The sequence below is a fragment of the Nocardia sp. NPDC006630 genome, from assembly GCF_040611495.1.
Lineage (GTDB): Bacteria > Actinomycetota > Actinomycetes > Mycobacteriales > Mycobacteriaceae > Nocardia.
The window spans coordinates 438,619-456,246 of the sequence record NZ_JBEXOK010000008.1; the positions used below are offsets into that span (position 1 = coordinate 438,619).

16 protein-coding genes are annotated in these 17,628 nt (G+C 69.2%); 6 read left to right on the forward strand and 10 right to left on the reverse strand.

Annotated elements, in window-relative coordinates; genetic code table 11:
• Nucleotides 1–5 precede the first annotated feature (5 nt).
• The 4 genes from ABZX86_RS25735 to ABZX86_RS25750 all read right to left on the reverse strand — a co-directional run bounded on the left by ABZX86_RS25735 (nucleotide 6) and on the right by ABZX86_RS25750 (nucleotide 5,313).
• Entirely contained in the window at nucleotides 6–1,271 is a 1,266-nt protein-coding gene (locus ABZX86_RS25735) for a CHAT domain-containing protein (RefSeq protein WP_355127198.1), read from the reverse strand.
• A 205-nt stretch (nucleotides 1,272–1,476) separates the two neighbouring features.
• Nucleotides 1,477–2,994, reverse strand: a complete 1,518-nt coding sequence (locus tag ABZX86_RS25740; RefSeq protein WP_355127199.1) for a tetratricopeptide repeat protein — start codon at nucleotides 2,992–2,994, stop codon at nucleotides 1,477–1,479.
• Nucleotides 2,995–2,998: 4 nt separating this feature from the next.
• Nucleotides 2,999–4,015: a hypothetical protein gene (locus ABZX86_RS25745; RefSeq protein ID WP_355127200.1), complete on the reverse strand. Its 1,017-nt coding sequence runs from the start codon at nucleotides 4,013–4,015 to the stop codon at nucleotides 2,999–3,001.
• Entirely contained in the window at nucleotides 4,012–5,313 is a 1,302-nt protein-coding gene (locus tag ABZX86_RS25750) for a hypothetical protein (protein WP_355127304.1), read from the reverse strand. The genes ABZX86_RS25745 and ABZX86_RS25750 overlap by 4 nt, the downstream gene beginning before the upstream one ends.
• A 146-nt stretch (nucleotides 5,314–5,459) precedes the next feature.
• Between ABZX86_RS25750 and ABZX86_RS25755 the strand changes: the two genes are divergently transcribed.
• Together ABZX86_RS25755 and ABZX86_RS25760 are read left to right on the forward strand one after the other, a co-directional pair.
• Nucleotides 5,460–6,023 carry a lipoprotein LpqH gene (locus ABZX86_RS25755; RefSeq protein WP_355127201.1) on the forward strand — a complete coding sequence of 188 codons (564 nt, stop codon included), beginning with the start codon at nucleotides 5,460–5,462 and terminating at the stop codon, nucleotides 6,021–6,023.
• 95 nt (nucleotides 6,024–6,118) lie between these two features.
• On the forward strand, nucleotides 6,119–6,907 hold the full coding sequence (locus ABZX86_RS25760) for a hypothetical protein (protein ID WP_355127202.1): 789 nt from the start codon (nucleotides 6,119–6,121) through the stop codon (nucleotides 6,905–6,907).
• 77 nt (nucleotides 6,908–6,984) lie between these two features.
• Here the strand turns inward: ABZX86_RS25760 and ABZX86_RS25765 are convergent, their stop codons facing one another.
• The gene (locus tag ABZX86_RS25765; RefSeq protein WP_355127203.1) at nucleotides 6,985–8,163 is read right to left on the reverse strand and encodes an ROK family transcriptional regulator; all 1,179 of its coding nucleotides are present in this window, start codon (nucleotides 8,161–8,163) and stop codon (nucleotides 6,985–6,987) included.
• A gap of 128 nt (nucleotides 8,164–8,291) precedes the next feature.
• Here ABZX86_RS25765 and ABZX86_RS25770 point away from each other — a divergent pair, with 128 nt between their 5' ends.
• The 3 genes from ABZX86_RS25770 to ABZX86_RS25780 are packed head-to-tail and all read left to right on the forward strand — an operon-like array spanning nucleotide 8,292 to nucleotide 11,793.
• Nucleotides 8,292–9,749: an APC family permease gene (locus ABZX86_RS25770; RefSeq protein WP_355127204.1), complete on the forward strand. Its 1,458-nt coding sequence runs from the start codon at nucleotides 8,292–8,294 to the stop codon at nucleotides 9,747–9,749.
• 56 nt (nucleotides 9,750–9,805) lie between these two features.
• Nucleotides 9,806–10,753 (forward strand): ROK family protein, encoded by a 948-nt coding sequence (locus tag ABZX86_RS25775; RefSeq protein ID WP_355127205.1) that lies wholly within the window; start codon nucleotides 9,806–9,808, stop codon nucleotides 10,751–10,753.
• The gene (locus tag ABZX86_RS25780; protein WP_355127206.1) at nucleotides 10,753–11,793 is read left to right on the forward strand and encodes an SIS domain-containing protein; all 1,041 of its coding nucleotides are present in this window, start codon (nucleotides 10,753–10,755) and stop codon (nucleotides 11,791–11,793) included. Before ABZX86_RS25775 ends, ABZX86_RS25780 begins: the two co-directional genes overlap by 1 nt.
• 215 nt (nucleotides 11,794–12,008) lie before the next feature.
• Here ABZX86_RS25780 and ABZX86_RS25785 read toward each other — a convergent pair whose 3' ends face one another.
• Genes ABZX86_RS25785 through ABZX86_RS25805 form a run of 5 tightly spaced genes read right to left on the reverse strand, consistent with a single transcriptional unit; the run spans nucleotide 12,009 to nucleotide 17,081 of the window.
• Nucleotides 12,009–12,857, reverse strand: a complete 849-nt coding sequence (locus ABZX86_RS25785) for an STM4011 family radical SAM protein (RefSeq protein WP_355127207.1) — start codon at nucleotides 12,855–12,857, stop codon at nucleotides 12,009–12,011.
• Nucleotides 12,858–12,861: 4 nt separating this feature from the next.
• Nucleotides 12,862–14,187 carry an STM4012 family radical SAM protein gene (locus tag ABZX86_RS25790; protein WP_355127208.1) on the reverse strand — a complete coding sequence of 442 codons (1,326 nt, stop codon included), beginning with the start codon at nucleotides 14,185–14,187 and terminating at the stop codon, nucleotides 12,862–12,864.
• Nucleotides 14,184–15,014 (reverse strand): STM4013/SEN3800 family hydrolase, encoded by an 831-nt coding sequence (locus ABZX86_RS25795; protein WP_355127209.1) that lies wholly within the window; start codon nucleotides 15,012–15,014, stop codon nucleotides 14,184–14,186. The genes ABZX86_RS25790 and ABZX86_RS25795 overlap by 4 nt, the downstream gene beginning before the upstream one ends.
• Nucleotides 15,001–16,131, reverse strand: coding sequence for an STM4014 family protein (locus ABZX86_RS25800; protein WP_355127210.1), 1,131 nt, complete (start codon nucleotides 16,129–16,131; stop codon nucleotides 15,001–15,003). Before ABZX86_RS25800 ends, ABZX86_RS25795 begins: the two co-directional genes overlap by 14 nt.
• On the reverse strand, nucleotides 16,128–17,081 hold the full coding sequence (locus ABZX86_RS25805) for an STM4015 family protein (RefSeq protein ID WP_355127211.1): 954 nt from the start codon (nucleotides 17,079–17,081) through the stop codon (nucleotides 16,128–16,130). The genes ABZX86_RS25800 and ABZX86_RS25805 overlap by 4 nt, the downstream gene beginning before the upstream one ends.
• A 183-nt stretch (nucleotides 17,082–17,264) precedes the next feature.
• Here ABZX86_RS25805 and ABZX86_RS25810 point away from each other — a divergent pair, with 183 nt between their 5' ends.
• Nucleotides 17,265–17,585, forward strand: a complete 321-nt coding sequence (locus ABZX86_RS25810) for a hypothetical protein (protein WP_355127212.1) — start codon at nucleotides 17,265–17,267, stop codon at nucleotides 17,583–17,585.
• The last annotated feature ends 43 nt before the right edge of the window (nucleotides 17,586–17,628 follow it).

The following is a 17,628-nucleotide window of genomic DNA, read 5'->3' on the forward strand; positions in this document are numbered from 1 at the left end:
ACCTGTCAGCGGGCATCGACCGTCGCGAAGGCGGCCCAGACGAGCGGTGAGTGCTCGATGCCGCCGGTGGCACGCCAGGCCGCCAACCGGCTCCGCTGCCAATCATTGAGCGCCGCAACAGGATCTGTCTGCTCGTGGGCGGCATCGATGGCGCACACCGCCTCCTGTAGCGGACGGCATTCCGGCCCCGCGCCGCCCAGCCGCTGGAAAGCCAGATCTGTGGGCAGTGCCCAGCGTCCCGCCGTCACGAGTTCCGCACCGCCGGTGAGCATTGCGGCGACCAGGCCGAGCGCCTCACCGAAGCGCAGATCGCCGCCGCTCTCACAGGCGATCAGTGCCACCCGGCTCGGAATCGGCCACAACTGCGGGCCGCTGCGCGGTTCGGCGGACAGCGTATAGGTGCCGAGCAGCAGATCCCGCGCCGAGAGCGGCCGGTGATCACGCTGCGCGGGTGCGAATCCCACGGTGCCGGCCGTGCAGGCCAGGTGCATGGTGGCGGACTCGCTCTGCCCGGAGGACGGAGGGGCCGCCGTCACATGCCCCACGTACAGCAGCCGCGCCGCGCCGGCGCGCAATACCTCGCCGAGCCACACCCGATCCACATCGGTGCGCCGGAATGCGGCGACCGGATCACTCACCCTCGGCACCAATCGATCCCGCGCCGCGAGAGCGGCGACCAGGGCCGCCAGCGGCGCGTCCGCATCCATCCGCCCGAGCACCGAGCCCAGCGCGGAATCGGCCCGGAATCCCGGCACCCGGGGATCGAGCACGGCGACCACCGGCTGCTCCCGGGTCTGCGCCCAGGACCGCGCCACCCGGGCCGGCGCATGCACAATGCCCGGCGGCGCAAGCAGACTCACCTCGGCGATATCCACCAGCCGCAGCCCCGGATCCGGCGCCAGCAACTCCCACGGAATCTGCGCCACCCGCGGCGAAGGCTGAATCCGCAATCGCGGCCGCACGCCCCGCACATGCAGCTCGTACAGCGCCACCGCCAGCTGATGCGGCAGAAAGGTCGCCGAAAGCACCTGCGCCAAGGCATTTTCCGCCTCGTAGGACGCCAATTCCCCACTGGTGAGCGCTGCTTCGAGCCCACCCCCCACCCCCGGCGCCGGCAGCGCCCCGGCGAACCGCTGCACCGCCTTCTCCACCTGCGCCTCGGGAACCACCCCCACACCCCCGGGCGCATCGTGATCGACCCACCGCCACGTCAGATACAAATCCCCCGCATCCGCCATCCGCACATACGCGGTCGGCTGCACCCCTGTCATGCCCGAACCTCTCGTCCGACAGCGGATACCGTCGCTTCGAACCGCTCATACCGCTGACGGCCCGCTGCCATCCATCCCGACGGATATCGGCCCTCTGTCACGCACCAGCGACGCACTCGTCGCGGCGATTGCGGCCGTAGCGCTGCTCGTATATCCCAGCCGCGCACGCGATCCGGCCGTTCGGCGACGAATGTTCCGGCCCGCGTCATGCCTGGACGACCCGATCGTCGCGGATGCGGCGGCCGTAGCGCTCTTCGGCGGCGGCTATCCAGCCGGCGAGGGCTATGTGGCCGTCGGGGGCGACCGCGACCTGTGGGGGCGGGGTGACCGGGAGCCCGGCGCCGGCGGCGACCGAGGCGAGGGCGGTGCCGAGTTGGAGGGCGTCGTTCACCGGGGCGGAGCTGGCCGGTGGCGGGGCGAGCGGGTCCAGGGTGTCGAGGGGGAGGCGGGGCGGGGCGGCGGAGAGCCTGCCGATATCGAGGGTGGTTCCCGCGCAGGCGGTTTCGATGAGGTCGGCGACCAGCAGGGCGTCGCCGGAGAGGTAGGCGTAGCGGAAGGCCAGGCGCAGGGCCGGATCGGCCATGCGGCGGTTCCAGGTTTCGCGCTGTGCGCCGTCGGGGAGTTCGTAGCGAACCGCGTCGAGGGCGAGGGCCGCGGGGATGGCCAGGTCCACGGCTTGGGCGAGCAGGCCGGGCACCGAATCGATGAGCGGTTCCGCCAATCCCGCGTGCCAGTAATCCAATTGGGCGCACAGCAGACCCAGGCCGTGTTCGGCATAGGTGCTGCGGGCGGCGGCCAATTCGGCTTCGCCCTCCTCCAGCCGTCCGGTGGCGAAGGCGACGGTCGCCAGCCGGGTCCGCACATCGGCGGCGTCCACCACCGCACCGGATTCGTCGAAACGCTGCAGCGCCTGCCGGTATCGGGTGACCGCCAGCTCGGGCTGGTCCCGGTCCTCGGCAATGAAACCCATGACCTTCCAGCCGATTCCGGCGCGATGCGCATATCCGGCCGCCTCGAAATACTCCTGCGCGGTGATCAGCAGTCGCTCCGCATCGTCGAAACGGCTGGAGCGCGTGTACATCACGGCCAGGTTCTGGCGGGTCTCTGCGACACCGTCGTGGTCGGCCGCGGCCTCGAAGGCGACCAGCGCCTGACCCGCGAAATCCTCCGCCAGCTCCCAGCGTCCCGTCTCGAAATGCGCGGTCGCCAGATTCATCAGCGAATGCCCGACCTGCCCGGGCGCGAAATGAATTGCGGCATCCAGTGATTCATTGGCCAGCTCGATCCCGCGCGCCCACTGCTGCCGATGCAGCGCCACCGCGGTCAAGGACACCAGACAGGCGTACCGCAGCTCACCGGGCGCGGTATCGGCGCTCAGTAATTCGCGCGCCTGCTCCAGCGCCTCCTGCGCACCGTCCAGATCACCCAGGCGCTGCAGGGCCTGGGACAGATTGATCAGCGCGGCCGGCCGCATCCGCGGCGCCTGCGGACCCATCTGTCCCAGCGCGTCCCGGAAGCGCACCACCGCACCGGCGTGATCACCCAATTGATCTGCCACACAGGCGGCATTGACCATGGCGCACACCTGGATATCCCCGGTCTCGGTGCGCACGGCATCCTCGAAGATCCGCAGCGCCTCCCCCAGTTCACCGCGCGCCATCGCCTCGGCCCCGGCGCGCAGTACCGCGGATTCGTCGGCGGCCCCCCGGCCGGTTGTGCTCACCAACTCAGAAGTCCGAATCGTCGGCGGCGGCGGCGATCTCGGCGAGCAGCGGGGCATCGGGCGCCCCGTCGACCGAGCCCGGAACGGCGGTGCGCCGCAAGCGCTCGACCGCGAACGCACGAATCCGCTGCCGCATTTCGGTGGAATCAGAGCCGGGGTTCACTCCGAACCCGGGCACGTGAATATCCACGTGCACACTCGGATCCGCACCGGCCACGGCGAGTTCGCCGACCCAGGCGCCGCCCTCGGCGCGTAGTGCGATCTCCCCCACGCCCGCACCGGTATCGATACGCGCCCACGGCCGCAGATGCGCGGGCACGTCGGCGGGAACTCCCGGGGCCGCCACCGCGCTGACCGCCACGGTCGTCGCACCCGCCTCCCGAACCGCCTGCCAGGACACCGCCCGCTCGGACGCATCCACCAGCCCGGGCGGGCACCGCCGCCAATCCCAGCCGCCGACCCCGCGCGCCAGCACCAGCCCATCGGCTGTCTTCTCACCCGCAGCCAATGCGTAATCCGCAGCCCGCAAACGAGTTTCGACCATCTGGGCCACCGCCGGAACCAGAGCGTCCGCGCCATCCACCAGCGATTCGCACTCCAGCGTGAGCGCCGCGATATCGCGCTCCAGCAGCCCCGCATCGAGCGGCGCGATCCCATCCAGCGTCGAGGCGGGCCACCATCGAGCCGCCCAGTGCGCGTACGCAAGTCGCCAGGCGCTCACCGCCAGCGCCGGTAGCGCGGGCGCCGCCGTCGCCTCGCCGGCCTGGTCCCGATCGAGAGCGAGCGCGATCGGCGCGCCGTACATGGCCCACACCCACTCCTGCGCGAGCTCCAGATCGTCGATCACCGCCGCCGGAACCGATTGCCCGGCAAGCACACTCCAGCTCAGATAGCCACCCGTGACCTCGAGCACCATGGTGTCCACCTCGGCCGCCGCATCGAGCACCGTCGCGGCGCCGGCGGGCACAATGCCGCTCAGCCCGCCCCCGTAGCGCCGGATCTGCAATGCCGAGCCGCTCATCCCACCCTCGATTCCAGGTCATCGAGTTCGGCCGCGACCGCTGTCGCCGCCAAGGCCCGCTTCACCCGCATACGGTGATCGAGAATCACCGAACGCGCCACGCCATCGAGCAGATCCCACAGCTCATCCGGCGCGTACACCGGCATTTCCCGCACATCGCGCCCGTGTAGCCGCGGCCAGAGCCGGCGCAGATACGGCCGCCAGGGCACCTGGAGATCCGCCGCGATCACCGCCAGCGGTCCCGCCGTCGCATCCGACCGCACCACCATCCTACGAGCCTGCAGGACATACGCTTCCCGCTGCCAACGCCCATTGATCACCCGCGCGGCGCCCGCCGTCGCGACGGCCCGGTCCTCGTCGATGGGCCGCAACTGGATGGCGAGCACGGTGCCCGCGGCGGCGGTGACCCGCAGCGATTCGTCCAGCAGCGCCCACGGCGCGCAGGCCCGGGCGATCTCGGCGTCCACCAGCTCCGGAATCGGCGGCAGGTCGGCGCGTTCGCTGGCGGCCTGCAGCACGGTGAAGACCCGCTCGTGAATGGTGCGGTCGAACGGCAGGCTCAGGCTCGCCTTCGAGGCCGACTCCCCCACCCGCGGCGGCTGCGGCAGCGGATGCGTGGTCAGCCCCAATTCCGCTGCCGCACCGCCGTTTTCCTCCCGCCACAGCCGAATCCCGCTGTGCGTTCCCATGGACGCAGCCACCAGATCGTCGATATCGACGTCCTTACCGCCGTCACCGAGCCGCGCCGCCGCGCAGCCATCGAGCAGTTCGGCCAGCGCCTGCGCGTGGTCGGGGGTGGCCGTGAGCGGCCGCCGCCGCCAGGCCGTCCCGATCAGCTCGCTCACCTCGCGTGCCCGCGCCGGATCGGTCAGATACTCCTTCAGTGCCTGGGTGGTGCGCCCGGCGGTCAGATCGTGGATCTCCCGCAGGGCGGCCTCGGCCGCGGCCCCGTCCCGCGCGGCGTTCGGCATGCCCGAGACGGTCGCCAGCTCGAAGCAGCGCTGGAAGTACAGATCCTGCGCATTGCCCTCGGTGATGCGCAGCGCCCGCCGGGTCTGCTTGAGCAGGGTGAACCAGGCGGCGGTGGCCCGCAGGACGTCGGCGGCGGCGTGGATGCGGGTTGCCAGCAGTACCGCCCCGTCGGCGGTCAGGATCGTGCCCGCACACAGCGGATGCTGCACCGGGCGGATGACCAGCGGATCCAGAATCAACTTCACGGTGCGGCGCAGCGGACCGCCATTCGGCCCGCTCAAGGCTTCGACACCGGCCAGCCGGCGCCAGACCTCATCAAGCACCATTGCCCGCGGCTGTCGCATTCGCCCAGGTTAGCGGAGTTTCCCCCACTCTCGCGCGCTGAAAGTTGGTATCGGTAGGGCGTGGGGTGCTTCCTACGGTTCTCTCATCGGCTCCGACAGCGAACCGAACCAGAGAACAAGGAACCACCATGAACACCAAGTCGATTCGCCTGACCACCGCCGCCCTCGCCGCCACCGCCGCCACCGCGATGCTGGTCACCGGTTGCAGTAGCAACTCCAGCAGCTCACCCTCCTCCTCGGCGGCCCCCACCACGTCGGCCTCCGCAGCCACCTCGGCCGCACCCGGCACCGCCGCACCCGCCGGAAAGTCCAGCGCCTCCGTCGACGGCAATGCCCTGACCGCCAACTTCACCACCACCTGCGCCAAGCAGGGCGGCACCCTGGCCCTGGCCCTGACCGATACCGGCAATTCCACCTACGGCCAGCTCAGCGTGAGCGCCGCCATCGTCGGCGACAACACCGTGCAGGCGGTCGGCATCGCCGGCTCCAAGGGCGGCCAGAACGGAATGCCGTACGCGGTCGGCTACGGCAACGGCGCTCCCGGCGGCTCCGCCACGGTCACCAAGAGCGGCAATACCTATCACGTCACCGGTGAGGGTGTCGGCGCCCCCGACCTCACCAATCCGACTGCCGGAGTCAAGAACTCGAAGTTCGACATCACCTTCGCCTGCTCCAGCATCGTCGGCGGCTGATCCCGCGCAACGGCGATTCCACCCGCCCCGCTCATGCCGCTCCGGGCATGAGCGGGACTCATACTTCTTGCCCAGCAATTGATTTCGAGGAAATCATGAAGACTCCGATCCGTATTGCCGCCGCCGCGTTCCTGGTGCTGTCGGTCGCCTACTACCTGTGGCACGGCCTCACCTCCGATGACTTCCTCCCCTGGGTCGGCTGGCAGATGGGGCTCCCGATCGCCGCCCTCACCATCGTCCCCATCGTTTTCGCCTTCACCGGCGACAGCATCATGTCGGCCCTGACCGGCAACAACAGCTCAGAGTTCCGGCACGGCCCGATCGGTCTCGGCACCGTCGAATCGGTGCGCAATACCGGCGTCTCCCTCAATGAGCAGCCGCAGGTGCGCATCGACTTCCGGGTCGAGGGCGTCGACGGCAAGACCTTCCCCGCTTACGCCAAGATGATCGTGCCGTTCACCGAACTGGCCCTGCTGCGCCCCGGTGTGGTGCTGCCCGTCCGCTATCTGCCCGACCGCCCCGGCCGGGTGGAGATCGACCTCTCCGGCAACAGCGCCGCAGCGCAGGATGCCATGAACCAGGCCATGATTCGCAAGGGCATCACCACCGAGGCCAAGCTGAATATCGCCCGCAACGGCATTCCCGCCCAGGCCGTCGTCCGCGCGCTCTCGGTCCCCGGTGAAATCCGCGACGGCCACCCCCGCCTGGACCTGACCCTGATCGTCACCCGCCCCGACGGCAGCAACTTCGAGGCCCGCACCGAAAAGTTCCTGCCCCCGACCCAGGTCGGCCTCGTCCAGATCGGCCGGGTGGTGCAGGTGCACTACCTCCCCCAGAACGAACAGGACCTCGTCATCTCGCTGCCGGTCAATACCGGAGCCTGAGGGCAGTGACCGACAACCGAAAAGCACAGCGCCGCAGGCCGAGAGCCTGCGGCGCTCCTGCGTATCCGATGGTGCCGTCAGTGTGCCGTTCTGCGGTCGAAGACCTGAGGTCGAGCAACGCGCAGCGCGGTGGCTATGGCCCCCAAAAGCACTGCATCGTCGCCTAATTCGCTGGAGGCCACCCGGGGCCGCAACGGCGTCGATCGGGCCAGAGCCTCGCGGACCTGGTCCAGGTACAGGTCGGCACTGTGGCCGAGCCCGCCGCCCAGGGCGATCACATCCGGGTCGAGTACCGCTGTCACCGCGGCTACCACCAGGGCGACGCGTTCGCCTTCCTGCCGAACGACATTCGCGGCAATGGGGTGTCCCGCACGGGCCTGTTCGAAAACACGCTTGGCGGTGAGACGTCCCGTCATCCCCTGCGCCCGGGCGGCGCGCACCACAGCCTCCGCCGACACCGCCTCCTCGAGGGCACCCCGGCGCGGCGGATCAACCTCCGGGACACCGAAAGTCGTCGGCAGGAACCCGACTTCACCCGCCGCCCCGTGCGCGCCGGTGAACAGTTCCCCCTGCGACACGATGCCGACACCGAGCCCGGTGCCGATCAGCACGTAGACGAACAACCGGCTGCCGCGACCGACCCCGAACACGTATTCGCCCAGCGCCGCGAGGTTCGCGTCATTATGCACCGACAGCTCCGGCCCGCCGAGCCGCTGCCGGATGGTGTCGAGCAGTCCGGCACGACCCCAGCCGGGCAGGTTCACCGCGAAGTGCATGCGGCCGTCCTCGGGATCGAAGACGCCGGGACTGCCGAGCGCCGCGTGAATCACCTGATCGGCCGTGACATTCGCAGCGGCCAGCACCTCTTCGGCGGCCTGCACCGCGCTGTCGGCGACAGCGGTCGCGGTGCGCGCCCGGTTCGCGATATCGGTGCGCGCCAGCACCTTTCCCGACATGTCGGCGACGGCGGCACGCAGATTGGCGCGGCCGATATCGATGCCGAGCACATATCCGGCGGTCGGATCGGGCTCGTAGAGCACCGCGGTCCGGCCACGTTCCGGGGACACCGTGCCCCTCTCCCGGGCCAGCCCGCTCTGCTGCAGTGCCGCAAGGGCACTGGACACCGTGGGCTTGGAAAGTCCGGTGTCCCTCGCGAGTTGGGCACGGCTCGACGGGCCCGCGGTGCGCAGCTGTTCGAGCAGGAGCCATTCGTTATTGCTGCGCAGGCGTTGCCGGTTCCAGGGGACTTCGTCCATCGCCTTCCATTTCTCGCTCGGGTTGCCGCCCCAACTCTAGGCAGTCGAATCTTGATGACCTCTTGACGCCAATAGTAAAGGAATTTAACTTTACTAAACCACTCGCTCCGCTCCCACCGGAGGAACCCATGTCCGGCCCCCGCCAACTCCCCCGAAGAATCGGCCTGTTCCAGGCCACCGCCATCAATATGAGTCAGATGGTCGGCATCGGCCCCTTTGTCACCATCCCGCTGATGGTCGCGGCATTCGGCGGCCCGCAGGCCGTCATCGGCTGGGTCGCCGGCGCGGTACTGGCCCTCGTCGACGGCCTCATCTGGGCCGAGCTCGGCGCCGCGCTGCCCGGCGCCGGCGGCACCTACATCTATCTGCGCGAGGCGTTCCAGTACCGCAGCGGACGGCTCATGCCGTTCCTGTTCGTCTGGACCGCAATGCTTTTCATCCCGCTCATCATGTCCACGGGCGTGCAGGGACTGGTCCAGTACCTGGGCTACCTGTGGCCGTCCATGAGCACCGGCCAGGGCGATCTGGTCGGCATCGCGGTGGTCGTCGCGGTGGTGCTGCTGCTGTGGCGGCGGGTCGAGAGCATCGGGAAGATCACCGTCGTCATGTGGACGATCATGATCATCTCGGTGGGCGCGGTCATTCTGGCCTCGTTCACGCATTTCCATCCCGACCTGGCCTTCACCTGGCCCGAGCACGCCGTCGAACTCGGCCACGGCAGCTTCTGGCTGGGCTTCGCCTCCGGCCTGACCATCGGCATCTACGACTACCTCGGCTACAACACCAGCGCGTATCTCGGTGCGGAGGTGAAGAATCCGGGCCGGGTGCTGCCGCGCTCCATCGTGTTCGCCATCGTCGGCGTCATGGCCGTCTACCTGCTCATGCAGATCGGCGTCCTGGGCGTGACGCACTGGCAGGACATGCTCGACCCGAACAATGTCGCCTCCCAATCGGTGGCGTCGGCGGTACTGGAAACCACCATGGGCAAGGGCGCCGCCCAGGTGGTCACCGGACTCATCCTGATCACGGCATTCGCCTCGATCTTCACCGGACTGCTCGGCGGCTCGCGAGTGCCGTTCAACGCGGCACACGATCGAGTGTTCTTCCGCTCCTTCGGAAAGCTGCATCCCAAGCACGAGTTCCCGGTGCTCGGACTGCTGGCCATGGGCGTGGTCACCGCGGGCGGCTTCCTGCTGGCCCGCCATATCGGCACCAGCGCCGCGCATCCACCGCTGACGGTGCTCATCTCACTGCTCACCACGGTCATGGTGATCGTCCAGGCCTTTGCGCAGATCGCCGCGGTCATCGTGCTGCGCCGCCGCCAGCCGGATCTGCCCCGGCCCTATCGCATGTTCCTCTATCCGCTGCCCGCCATCGTCGCCGCGATCGGCTGGCTGGTCATCTACGGCTATGCCGACAAGTCGAATCCGGGTGTGCATCCCATCGAATGGTCGCTGGTGTGGGTCGCGCTGGGCATTGTCGCCTTCGCCGTCTGGGCCCGGGTCGAACACGTCTGGCCGTTCGGCCCCAAGGACATTCGAGAGGAGTACCGCAACCCCGAACCCACCGAGGCCGTCGTCGACTGACCCGCTCCCGCCGGGCCGACGCACTCGCAGGGCCCGGCCGACTCCGAGGATTCCGCATGCACGAAGCCAGCGAATTCGCCGTCATAGGCGTCGATTTCGGCGGCACCAAGACCGAGATAGCCCTCGCCGACGCCCGCGGCGCGGTGCTGGAGCGGGAGCGCCTGGACACCCGCACCGATCTCGGTCCCGACCACATCCTGGCCCGCACCGCCGCATCCGTGCGACGACTCGAGCAGGCCGCGCATGAGGGGCTCGGTCTGCCGGTCACCGCGTGGGCGGCGGTGTGCCCGGGCGTGATCCGGGCCGACGGCATCGCGCTCACCCCCAATCTGCCGGGTTGGGAAACGCTGGCGCTGTCGGCCCGGCTCGCCGCCGAATTCGGAGTGGCGCGGGTGCAGGTGGCCAATGATGTGCGGGCGGCGGCGCTGGCCGAGGTCCGGTTCGGAGCGCTGCGCGGCATCGACACCGGGATCTATGTCAGCCTCGGCACCGGGATTGCGGCCGCGCTGATCGTCGGCGGGCAGGTGGTGCCGGGCGCGCATTCGGCGGCGGGCGAAATCGGTTATATGAACCCCGGTTTCGCGCGGGTCGGGGCGGTCGCCGCCGGGCGCGCCCCCCTGGAGGAGTACGTCGCCGGGCGCGGGCTGGCGCAGCGCGCCTCGGCAGCGCTGGGCACCGAGATCACCGGCGAACAGCTCTTCCGGCGCACCGATCCGGAGGCCCGGAAACTGGTGCGGCACATGCTGGAAACCCTTGCCACCGCACTGGGCAATCTGGCCGCGCTGGTGGACCCGGCACGGATAGTCATCGGCGGCGGCATGATGGCCGCCGCCGATGTCATCCTGCCGCCGCTCACCGATCTGGTGGCCTCCGCCACCGCCTTCCCGCCCGAGGTCCGGGCGGCCCACTTCCTGGCGGACGCCTCCCTGCACGGGGCCGTCACCCTGGCCCTCGCCGCCGAAACCAGTACGCCACCACTACCATCGACCACCGGAGGACCCTGATGAATGCCACCCGGCTCGGCCGCCTGATGGATGCCGAGATGCGCCAGCAGCCCGCGGTTCTGGCGGCCATGGCCGATCGCTTCGCCGATGTCGGCGCCCAGGCCGCCGCGCTCTTCGGCGGCGGCGGCGGTCCCGCCGGTGTCGCCTTCCTGGCGCGCGGCTCGTCGGACCATGCGGCGCTACTGGGCCGGTACGCCGTGGAGTTGCAGACCGGACTGCCCACCTGCCTGGTCGCACCCAGCCTGGCGACCGCCTACGGCCGTGAGCCCGAAGGCTTCCGGGGCTGGCTGCTCATCGCCCTGTCGCAGTCCGGCCGCACACCGGAGATCGTCGACCTCACCCGGCGCTACGCGGCGGTCGGGGCCCGGGTCGTCGCGATCACCAATGACCCGGACTCCGCACTGGCCCGAACCGCGCACTACACCGTCGGGCTCGAGGCCGGGCCGGAGCGCGCGGTTCCGGCCACCAAAACCGTCACCAGCCAAATGCTCGCCGTCCTCGCCCTGGCCTCCGGTCTCGGCACCGGCGGCATGACCGCCCCGCAGGCCGCCGAATTACCCGCTGCCGCAGCACAACTCCTCACCGATACCGCCGGCGTCGATCGCGCCGCGGCCCTGCTGGCCACCGTCGACCGCCTGGCCGTCGTCGGCCGAAGCGCCTGCTACCCAGCCGCATTGGAGACGGCCCTCAAACTCCAGGAAACCACCGGCCTGATGGCACACGGCTTCTCCACCGCCGATTTCCGCCACGGCCCGATCGCCGTCACCGGCCCCGGCACCCCCGCCCTCCTGCTGGCCGGCTCCGGCCCCGCCGACACCGACACCCTCGACCTCCGCTACCCCCTCACCGCCCGCTACGCCCCGATCGTCTTGGCGGGCACCGCCAACGAAGCCACCCTCACCTGGCCCACCCTGACCCACCTCGGCGAATGCCTACTGGCCACCATCCGCGGCCAGCAACTCGCCCTGGCAATCTCCCGCACCCTCGGCATCGACGCCGACCATCCCACGGGCCTCGCCAAAGTCACCCTGACCCACTGAACCTGAAGCACAACAAGTTCGGGATCAGCACAGACCGCCCCCGACCTCTACCGCGAGCCACCACTCGTTCACTCATCGAGTGGGCTCTCATGGTGGCGACACGCCGCGAATGGCCACCGTGAGAGCCCGCTCGATGCGGCGCTCCATTGATTGGAGCGCCGGGGCGCATCGCTGATGGTTCGCCCCAGTTGGCATGACGCGGAGGGTGTTCGGGGTCAGGGGAGGTTTTGGGGGATTCGCTCGAGTACGCCGCCGGCGAAGACGTCGTAGAGCGGGAGGGTTTCGAGGTGGACGTAGCCGATGTGGCAGTCGCACAGGGCCAATGGGCAGGGGCGGGGGGTCAGGGCGGTGCGGTAGGAGCCGTCGTAGAGGTTGCCCAGTTCGGTGCGGACGAAGTGGCAGCGGCGGACGGTGCCGTCACCGTCGACGGAGATGACCGATTCCCCGGTGCGGCAGGGCATTCCCGCTGAGGTGTGCGGGTGTCTGCTGTATTCGAAGAGCGGGTCCAGGGCCAGCCAGTCGGCGGACTCCTGCTCCGAAAGCTGTTGTCCCTCCGGTGCGTTCACCCACAGATAGACATGGCCGGGGAGATCTGCGCGGAGACGGCGCGCGGCTTCGAGGTGTTCCGGGAAACCCACCACGCCGACGCTGAAGCGGATGCCCAGGCGTTCGAGGTCGGCGATTTTGGCGGTGAAGCGGTCGTACGGCGTTTGGCCCGGGTGGTAGGTGCACCACAGCGCCAGGGTGCCGGGGTCGGCATCGGCGAGCCAGTCGGTGCGACAGCTCAGATTGGTCTGGATGGCGACTCGGGCGACATTCGGCAGATGGGAGAGTTCGGTCAGCGTGCGCCGGTACCAGGAGCGGACCAAACCCTCACCCCACGGCGTGCACAGGATCGACAGCCGGTCATCGTGCTGCTGCGCGACCCAGGCGGCGAACCGTTCGAGAGCCGCGCGATCGGCTCGCAATTGCTCGCGGCTGTCGCGCCGCTTGGCGAAGGGGCAGTACGGGCAGTCGTAATCGCAGGAGGCCAGCGGGCCGCGGTAGAGAATGGTCAGGTCCATCGGCTCACTTCGGTTCGTAGGCCGCCATGGCGGCGTGCACCGCGGGCGAGAAGAGCCTGGGGCCCAGCGCATCCGAGTAGGCGAGACCCTCCGGGGTGAGGCGCAGCAGGTCCGATCCCGAATCCAGCCAACCTGATTCGGCGAATTCGTGTAGCTCCGCGGCGAAGTGCTCGGCCGGATGCGCGCCGAAACGCGTGCGATAGGCGGCGATATCCATGCCCTCGGCCTGCAGCAGCGATTGCAGCAGATGGCGGCGGCGGGCCTCGTCCTCGTCGATCCGGCGACCGACCTCGGCGCGACTGAAATCGCTTGTCCGCGTGTAGGTATCGATAATGCCGCGCACCTCGCGGGTCTCGACCGCGTAATCGAACGAATAGTGCAGACCGGCGGTGTACGAGCGTGCGCCACAACCCAGGCCGATCATGCCGTCGGTCTGGCACGCGTAGTCACCGGGTCCGGCACTCACGGAACCGATTCGGCGGAACATGCGCATGGAGGTCTGCTCATACCCGTGTGCGAGCAGATGATCGCGGCCGAACGCGTACAGCCGCAGTCGCTGCTCGTCCCAGTCGGCATCCGCATCGCGTCTGCTCAACCCCGTCAGCGGCCGCACATACAGCGGGTACAGATAGAGCTCCTCGGGCCGCCAGGTCAGCGCCGCATCCAGTGAGGTGCGCCAGGTCTGTTCCGTCTGCCCGTCGATGCCGTAGATCAGGTCGATGTTCAATATCGGAATCCGTGCTGCCCGAATGGTTTCGAGCGCGGCCTCGACCTCCGCCCGGCGCTGCGGCCGCACCGCCGCCCGGGCCTCGGCATCGACGAAGCTCTGCACACCGATGCTCACCCGGGTGGCGCCGCGCTCGGCCAGCACCGCGAGCCGATCCGCCGTCGCCGTCGCCGGTGAGGTCTCCACGGACAGCGGAATCGACCGCAGATCCGCGCCCATCTGCCGCTCGGCGATATCGCAGAGCCGCGCCAACTCCGCGGCCGAGAGATAGGTGGGGGTGCCGCCACCGAAAGCCGCCGCCGCGAACCGGACCGGGCCGTCATCGCCCAGGGCCGCCCGCACCGCCCCGGCCTGCCGCTCGAGTGCATCCAGGTAGCGGCCGGTCAGGTCATCGGGCGCGCCGACTCGGGTGAACAGATTGCAGAAACCGCAACGGTATTCACAGAACGGAATATGCGCGTACAGCGAGAGCGCGTCCTTGGGCTCGTTCGCCCACAGCTCGCTCAGCAGCGGACTGTCCGCGCCGAGCGGCCGGTACGCCGTCTTGTGGGGATAGCCGTAGACGTAGTTCTGATAGGGACGCGGTCGGGTGATCGTGCTCATGTGTGGGCCTCGAGAAAGAACTGGGCATAGGGAACTGTCCACACGGCTTCGTGCCCGAGCCGGTGCCCGGTGAAACCGTCGTCGCCGTAGGCGGTTCCGTGATCGGAGCAGACAATGGTGAAGCAGCGGCGGCGGCTTCCGGCGGCGGCGAACAGGCGGCCGATATGCCGATCCACGTATTCCAGTGCGGCGGCATGGGTTTCGCGGGAGTCCCCCGCATCCCTGGTCGCGCCCGGCAGATGGAACCAATTGGGCTGGTGCAGCGCGGACACATTGACGAACAGGAAAAGCCTGCGCTCCTGCGGCAATTCGGCGATCACCTGCTCGGCGCGGGCGATCTGCGCCTCGAAGGAAGTCTGCGAGGCGACGGAGAACTCCGATTCCCAATGGCTTTCCTGGAACATGCCCGGCAGCACCGAGCCCAGTGCACCCTGCTTGTTGAAGAAGCCGACACCGCCGAGGCATACCGTGCGATACCCCGCCGCGGCCAGCGCGGAGACGAGATCGGGAGTGTCATAGACGAAGGTGCGCCCCGCCGTCGTCTCGCTGCCCGCGAATCGGGAGGCGAACAATCGTGGATGCGGGCCGGGCGTCGCGGGTGTCGGGAGGAAGCCGGCGAATATGGCCTGATGCGAGGCATAGGTGAAACTGCCCGGCGCATGGCGTTTCTCCCACCCGCCGGGCAGATGGCGCGCCAGATTCGGTAACCGGCCCGCCTCGAACAGTTCGGCGGCCACATCGAAACGCAGCGTATCGAGGGTGACCAGCAGCAGATCGTCGCGGCCGATCACCTCGTTCATATCCGGCTGCGCGCTAGGCGTTGACATGGTGCTCGTTCCTGGCTTTCCGGACTATGGCGGTGACCTGCGCATCGTAGGTGTCGCCGGATTCCGCGCCGCTGCCGTCCAGGCCCCGGAGGCCGGGCAGCAGGTCGCCGAAGGCATTCACCTCACCGACGGCGAAACGCCGCCAGCCTATTCCGGGCAGCACGTCCACTCCGACCCGGGAGAAATGCGGGAAGCAGGCGGCGGCGCGTTCGCACAGCGCAAGCATCTCGGCCCAGCTTCCGCCCGCGGTCTCGATGGCGGTGCGCGCCGCGGTGAGATCGCCGCGGGCTCCGCCGAGATGCAGGTTCGTCATGGGCGAAGGACTGGTCCGCACCACGGCATGGGTGGCTGTGCCGTCCACGACCACCACTCGCAGGTCGGCGCTGCGGCCGCCCTGCGCAGCCTTGGGCAGCCAGCGTTCGATGTGCAGACCGTCCGGTGCGAGGGTGTCGACCATGGCCGCCAGCTCCATCTCAGTGCGGTAGCGCCGCACCCGCAGCGAGTTGAAGAGCCTGCCCTGCGCATCCCGCTGCACGGACGTCGTGGCCTGCACCCGGCCACCACTCGCCGTTTCGACGGCCAGCACACCGGACGCCGAGGAACCGTGCGCGAGCTTGATGAACACCCGGCTCGCACCGGCTTCGGCCATCAGGCTGCGCGCGTGGTCCCAGCCGCGCACCGGCGTCGATACCCCCGAGGTAGGCGAAAACGGCACGGCGACACCCGCATTCCGCAGCACCTCGTGACACCGGCGCTTGTCGAAGAGCACCGCGAGCTCGGACGGGTCGTCGAGAAGTGTTGCGCCGCATGCGAACACTTGGGCCGCGACCGATCGGGCAGCCGCGGTGAAGCGCTCGTACCAGAGCGCCGTGCCCTCCACGCGGGTCGGATCGGTGACACCGCGCAGCGCCAGCTCGAGCGCCGGATCCTCACCCGGTGAATCGAGGCGAACCAGCTCACCGGCGTGGAATTCGGCCCGGCCGGCGAGCACCTCGGCCCAGCCGACCGGGCGGGCCTCGGGTAATCCCGCCCGGTGCACCGCATCCCGGAACAGCGCTACCCGGCGATTGCCCGGATTCCCGACTATCGCGATCCGGGGCGGGTGCGCAATGGTCACTCCGAGACGGCGGTGTAGCGGCGATCCTCCGGATCTTCCTCTTCGTCCTCGACCTCGGCGTCCGAGAGATCCAGGACGACACCGGCCGGTTCCAGCGCCGCGAGCAGCCGCTTCTGCATCTCCGGACCGATGAAATGATGGTGCAGATCGAGCTTGCGCAGGTGGGTGAGGGGCTGCCCGGCGAGCAGCGCCTCGGCGCCCTCATTGCCGAGGGTGCCCATGGATAGGTCCAGTGTGGTCAGGCGTGCCACCACCGGCGCACCCGCCACGGCGGCGGCGACCTCGTCCTGAATCTCGCTGTTGCGCAGGGCCAGATGCGTCAGGCGCGGAAACTTCGCGCCGGACAGGATGGGTTCCAGATCGGCGATCGTGGTGGTGCCGCCGTACCAGGAGACGCCGAGCCAGATATCGAGCGACTCCAGCGCGGGCAGTTCACTCGCGCCGATACCCTGTACTACCTCCGCACCCAAACCGCCGGCCTGCACCGACAGGGTGCGCAGCGCGGTATGCGTGAGAACCGGGAACGCGAGTTGTTCACCACCGCGTACGCCGAACTCCTCGAGCTCCGGAAAGCCTGCGAGCAAAGGCGATACATCGGACTGGTGGATCCAGGAGATCTCGTTCTGCTCGTAGGTGATGTCACCGAGGAAGACGCCGCGCACTGCGGGCAGTCGATCCTTCGCGTCGACCAAGGCGGCGATGATCGGCGCGGAATCCTCTTCCGACTCACCCCAGGAGCCGATGACCAGGGCCCGAACCTGCGTGCTGTCAACCGTTTCGAGGAAGCGTGCGAAGGCCTCCGGCCACGTTTCCGCGGAATCGCCGTACGGTTCGATCGCGATACGCCACGCCACGGTCGCGGGCTGCGGTAGCTCGACTTTCGCAGCGGCGTCGGGGAACTCGAACACGGGCAGTCCGTGGAACTGCTGCAGGTGGTCGGAAATTGCCATATCGCGTGTACTCCCCCGCCAAGGCTGTGGGTGGTCTGATGTGCCAGCCAGTTCTATCAAGTCCCTCCGACAGGCCGGGGCGCGGGCGGTGAACAGCTCGGGGCCGCCGCGAATTGTCGTACCCCACCGCTACTTTCGATATCGAGCCGGCGCACGGGGTGCCGGCACAGGAGGGAAGCGCTCATGTTCCGACAGGGGGATGTGCTGGTCGTGCCGATCGCCACCGAAGGAGTGCCCGCATCGGCGCTGCAGGCGCCGGGCGAGCCCCGGGATGCCCGCGGGCGCATGGTGCTCGCACTCGGCGAGGTCACCGGCCACGCCCATGCGCTGGCCGCGCCGGGACGACTGGTGCGGGCGAGCGCGCCGCATATGTTCCTGCACCTGCCCGAGGGCGGGCGGCTGGTACACGAGGAGCATGCGGCGATCGTGCTGCCGCAGGGCTGGTTCCGGGTGGTGCGCCAGCGCGAGTATCTGCCCGGCGCCGTCCGCATTGTCGCGGACTGACCGCCGCGCCCGCCGAATATCGAATCATCACCGCACCGGCCAC

Bases quoted from the DNA above. Each gene is read 5' to 3' on its own strand.
- ABZX86_RS25735 (WP_355127198.1), bottom strand. From the start codon at position 1,271: ATGACAGGGGTGCAGCCGACCGCGTATGTGCGGATGGCGGATGCGGGG.
- ABZX86_RS25745 (WP_355127200.1), bottom strand. From the start codon at position 4,015: ATGAGCGGCTCGGCATTGCAGATCCGGCGCTACGGGGGCGGGCTGAGC.
- ABZX86_RS25750 (WP_355127304.1), bottom strand. From the start codon at position 5,313: ATGGTGCTTGATGAGGTCTGGCGCCGGCTGGCCGGTGTCGAAGCCTTG.
- ABZX86_RS25755 (WP_355127201.1), top strand. From the start codon at position 5,460: ATGAACACCAAGTCGATTCGCCTGACCACCGCCGCCCTCGCCGCCACC.
- ABZX86_RS25760 (WP_355127202.1), top strand. From the start codon at position 6,119: ATGAAGACTCCGATCCGTATTGCCGCCGCCGCGTTCCTGGTGCTGTCG.
- ABZX86_RS25765 (WP_355127203.1), bottom strand. From the start codon at position 8,163: ATGGACGAAGTCCCCTGGAACCGGCAACGCCTGCGCAGCAATAACGAA.
- ABZX86_RS25770 (WP_355127204.1), top strand. From the start codon at position 8,292: ATGTCCGGCCCCCGCCAACTCCCCCGAAGAATCGGCCTGTTCCAGGCC.
- ABZX86_RS25775 (WP_355127205.1), top strand. From the start codon at position 9,806: ATGCACGAAGCCAGCGAATTCGCCGTCATAGGCGTCGATTTCGGCGGC.
- ABZX86_RS25780 (WP_355127206.1), top strand. From the start codon at position 10,753: ATGAATGCCACCCGGCTCGGCCGCCTGATGGATGCCGAGATGCGCCAG.
- ABZX86_RS25785 (WP_355127207.1), bottom strand. From the start codon at position 12,857: ATGGACCTGACCATTCTCTACCGCGGCCCGCTGGCCTCCTGCGATTAC.
- ABZX86_RS25790 (WP_355127208.1), bottom strand. From the start codon at position 14,187: ATGAGCACGATCACCCGACCGCGTCCCTATCAGAACTACGTCTACGGC.
- ABZX86_RS25795 (WP_355127209.1), bottom strand. From the start codon at position 15,014: ATGTCAACGCCTAGCGCGCAGCCGGATATGAACGAGGTGATCGGCCGC.
- ABZX86_RS25805 (WP_355127211.1), bottom strand. From the start codon at position 17,081: ATGGCAATTTCCGACCACCTGCAGCAGTTCCACGGACTGCCCGTGTTC.
- ABZX86_RS25810 (WP_355127212.1), top strand. From the start codon at position 17,265: ATGTTCCGACAGGGGGATGTGCTGGTCGTGCCGATCGCCACCGAAGGA.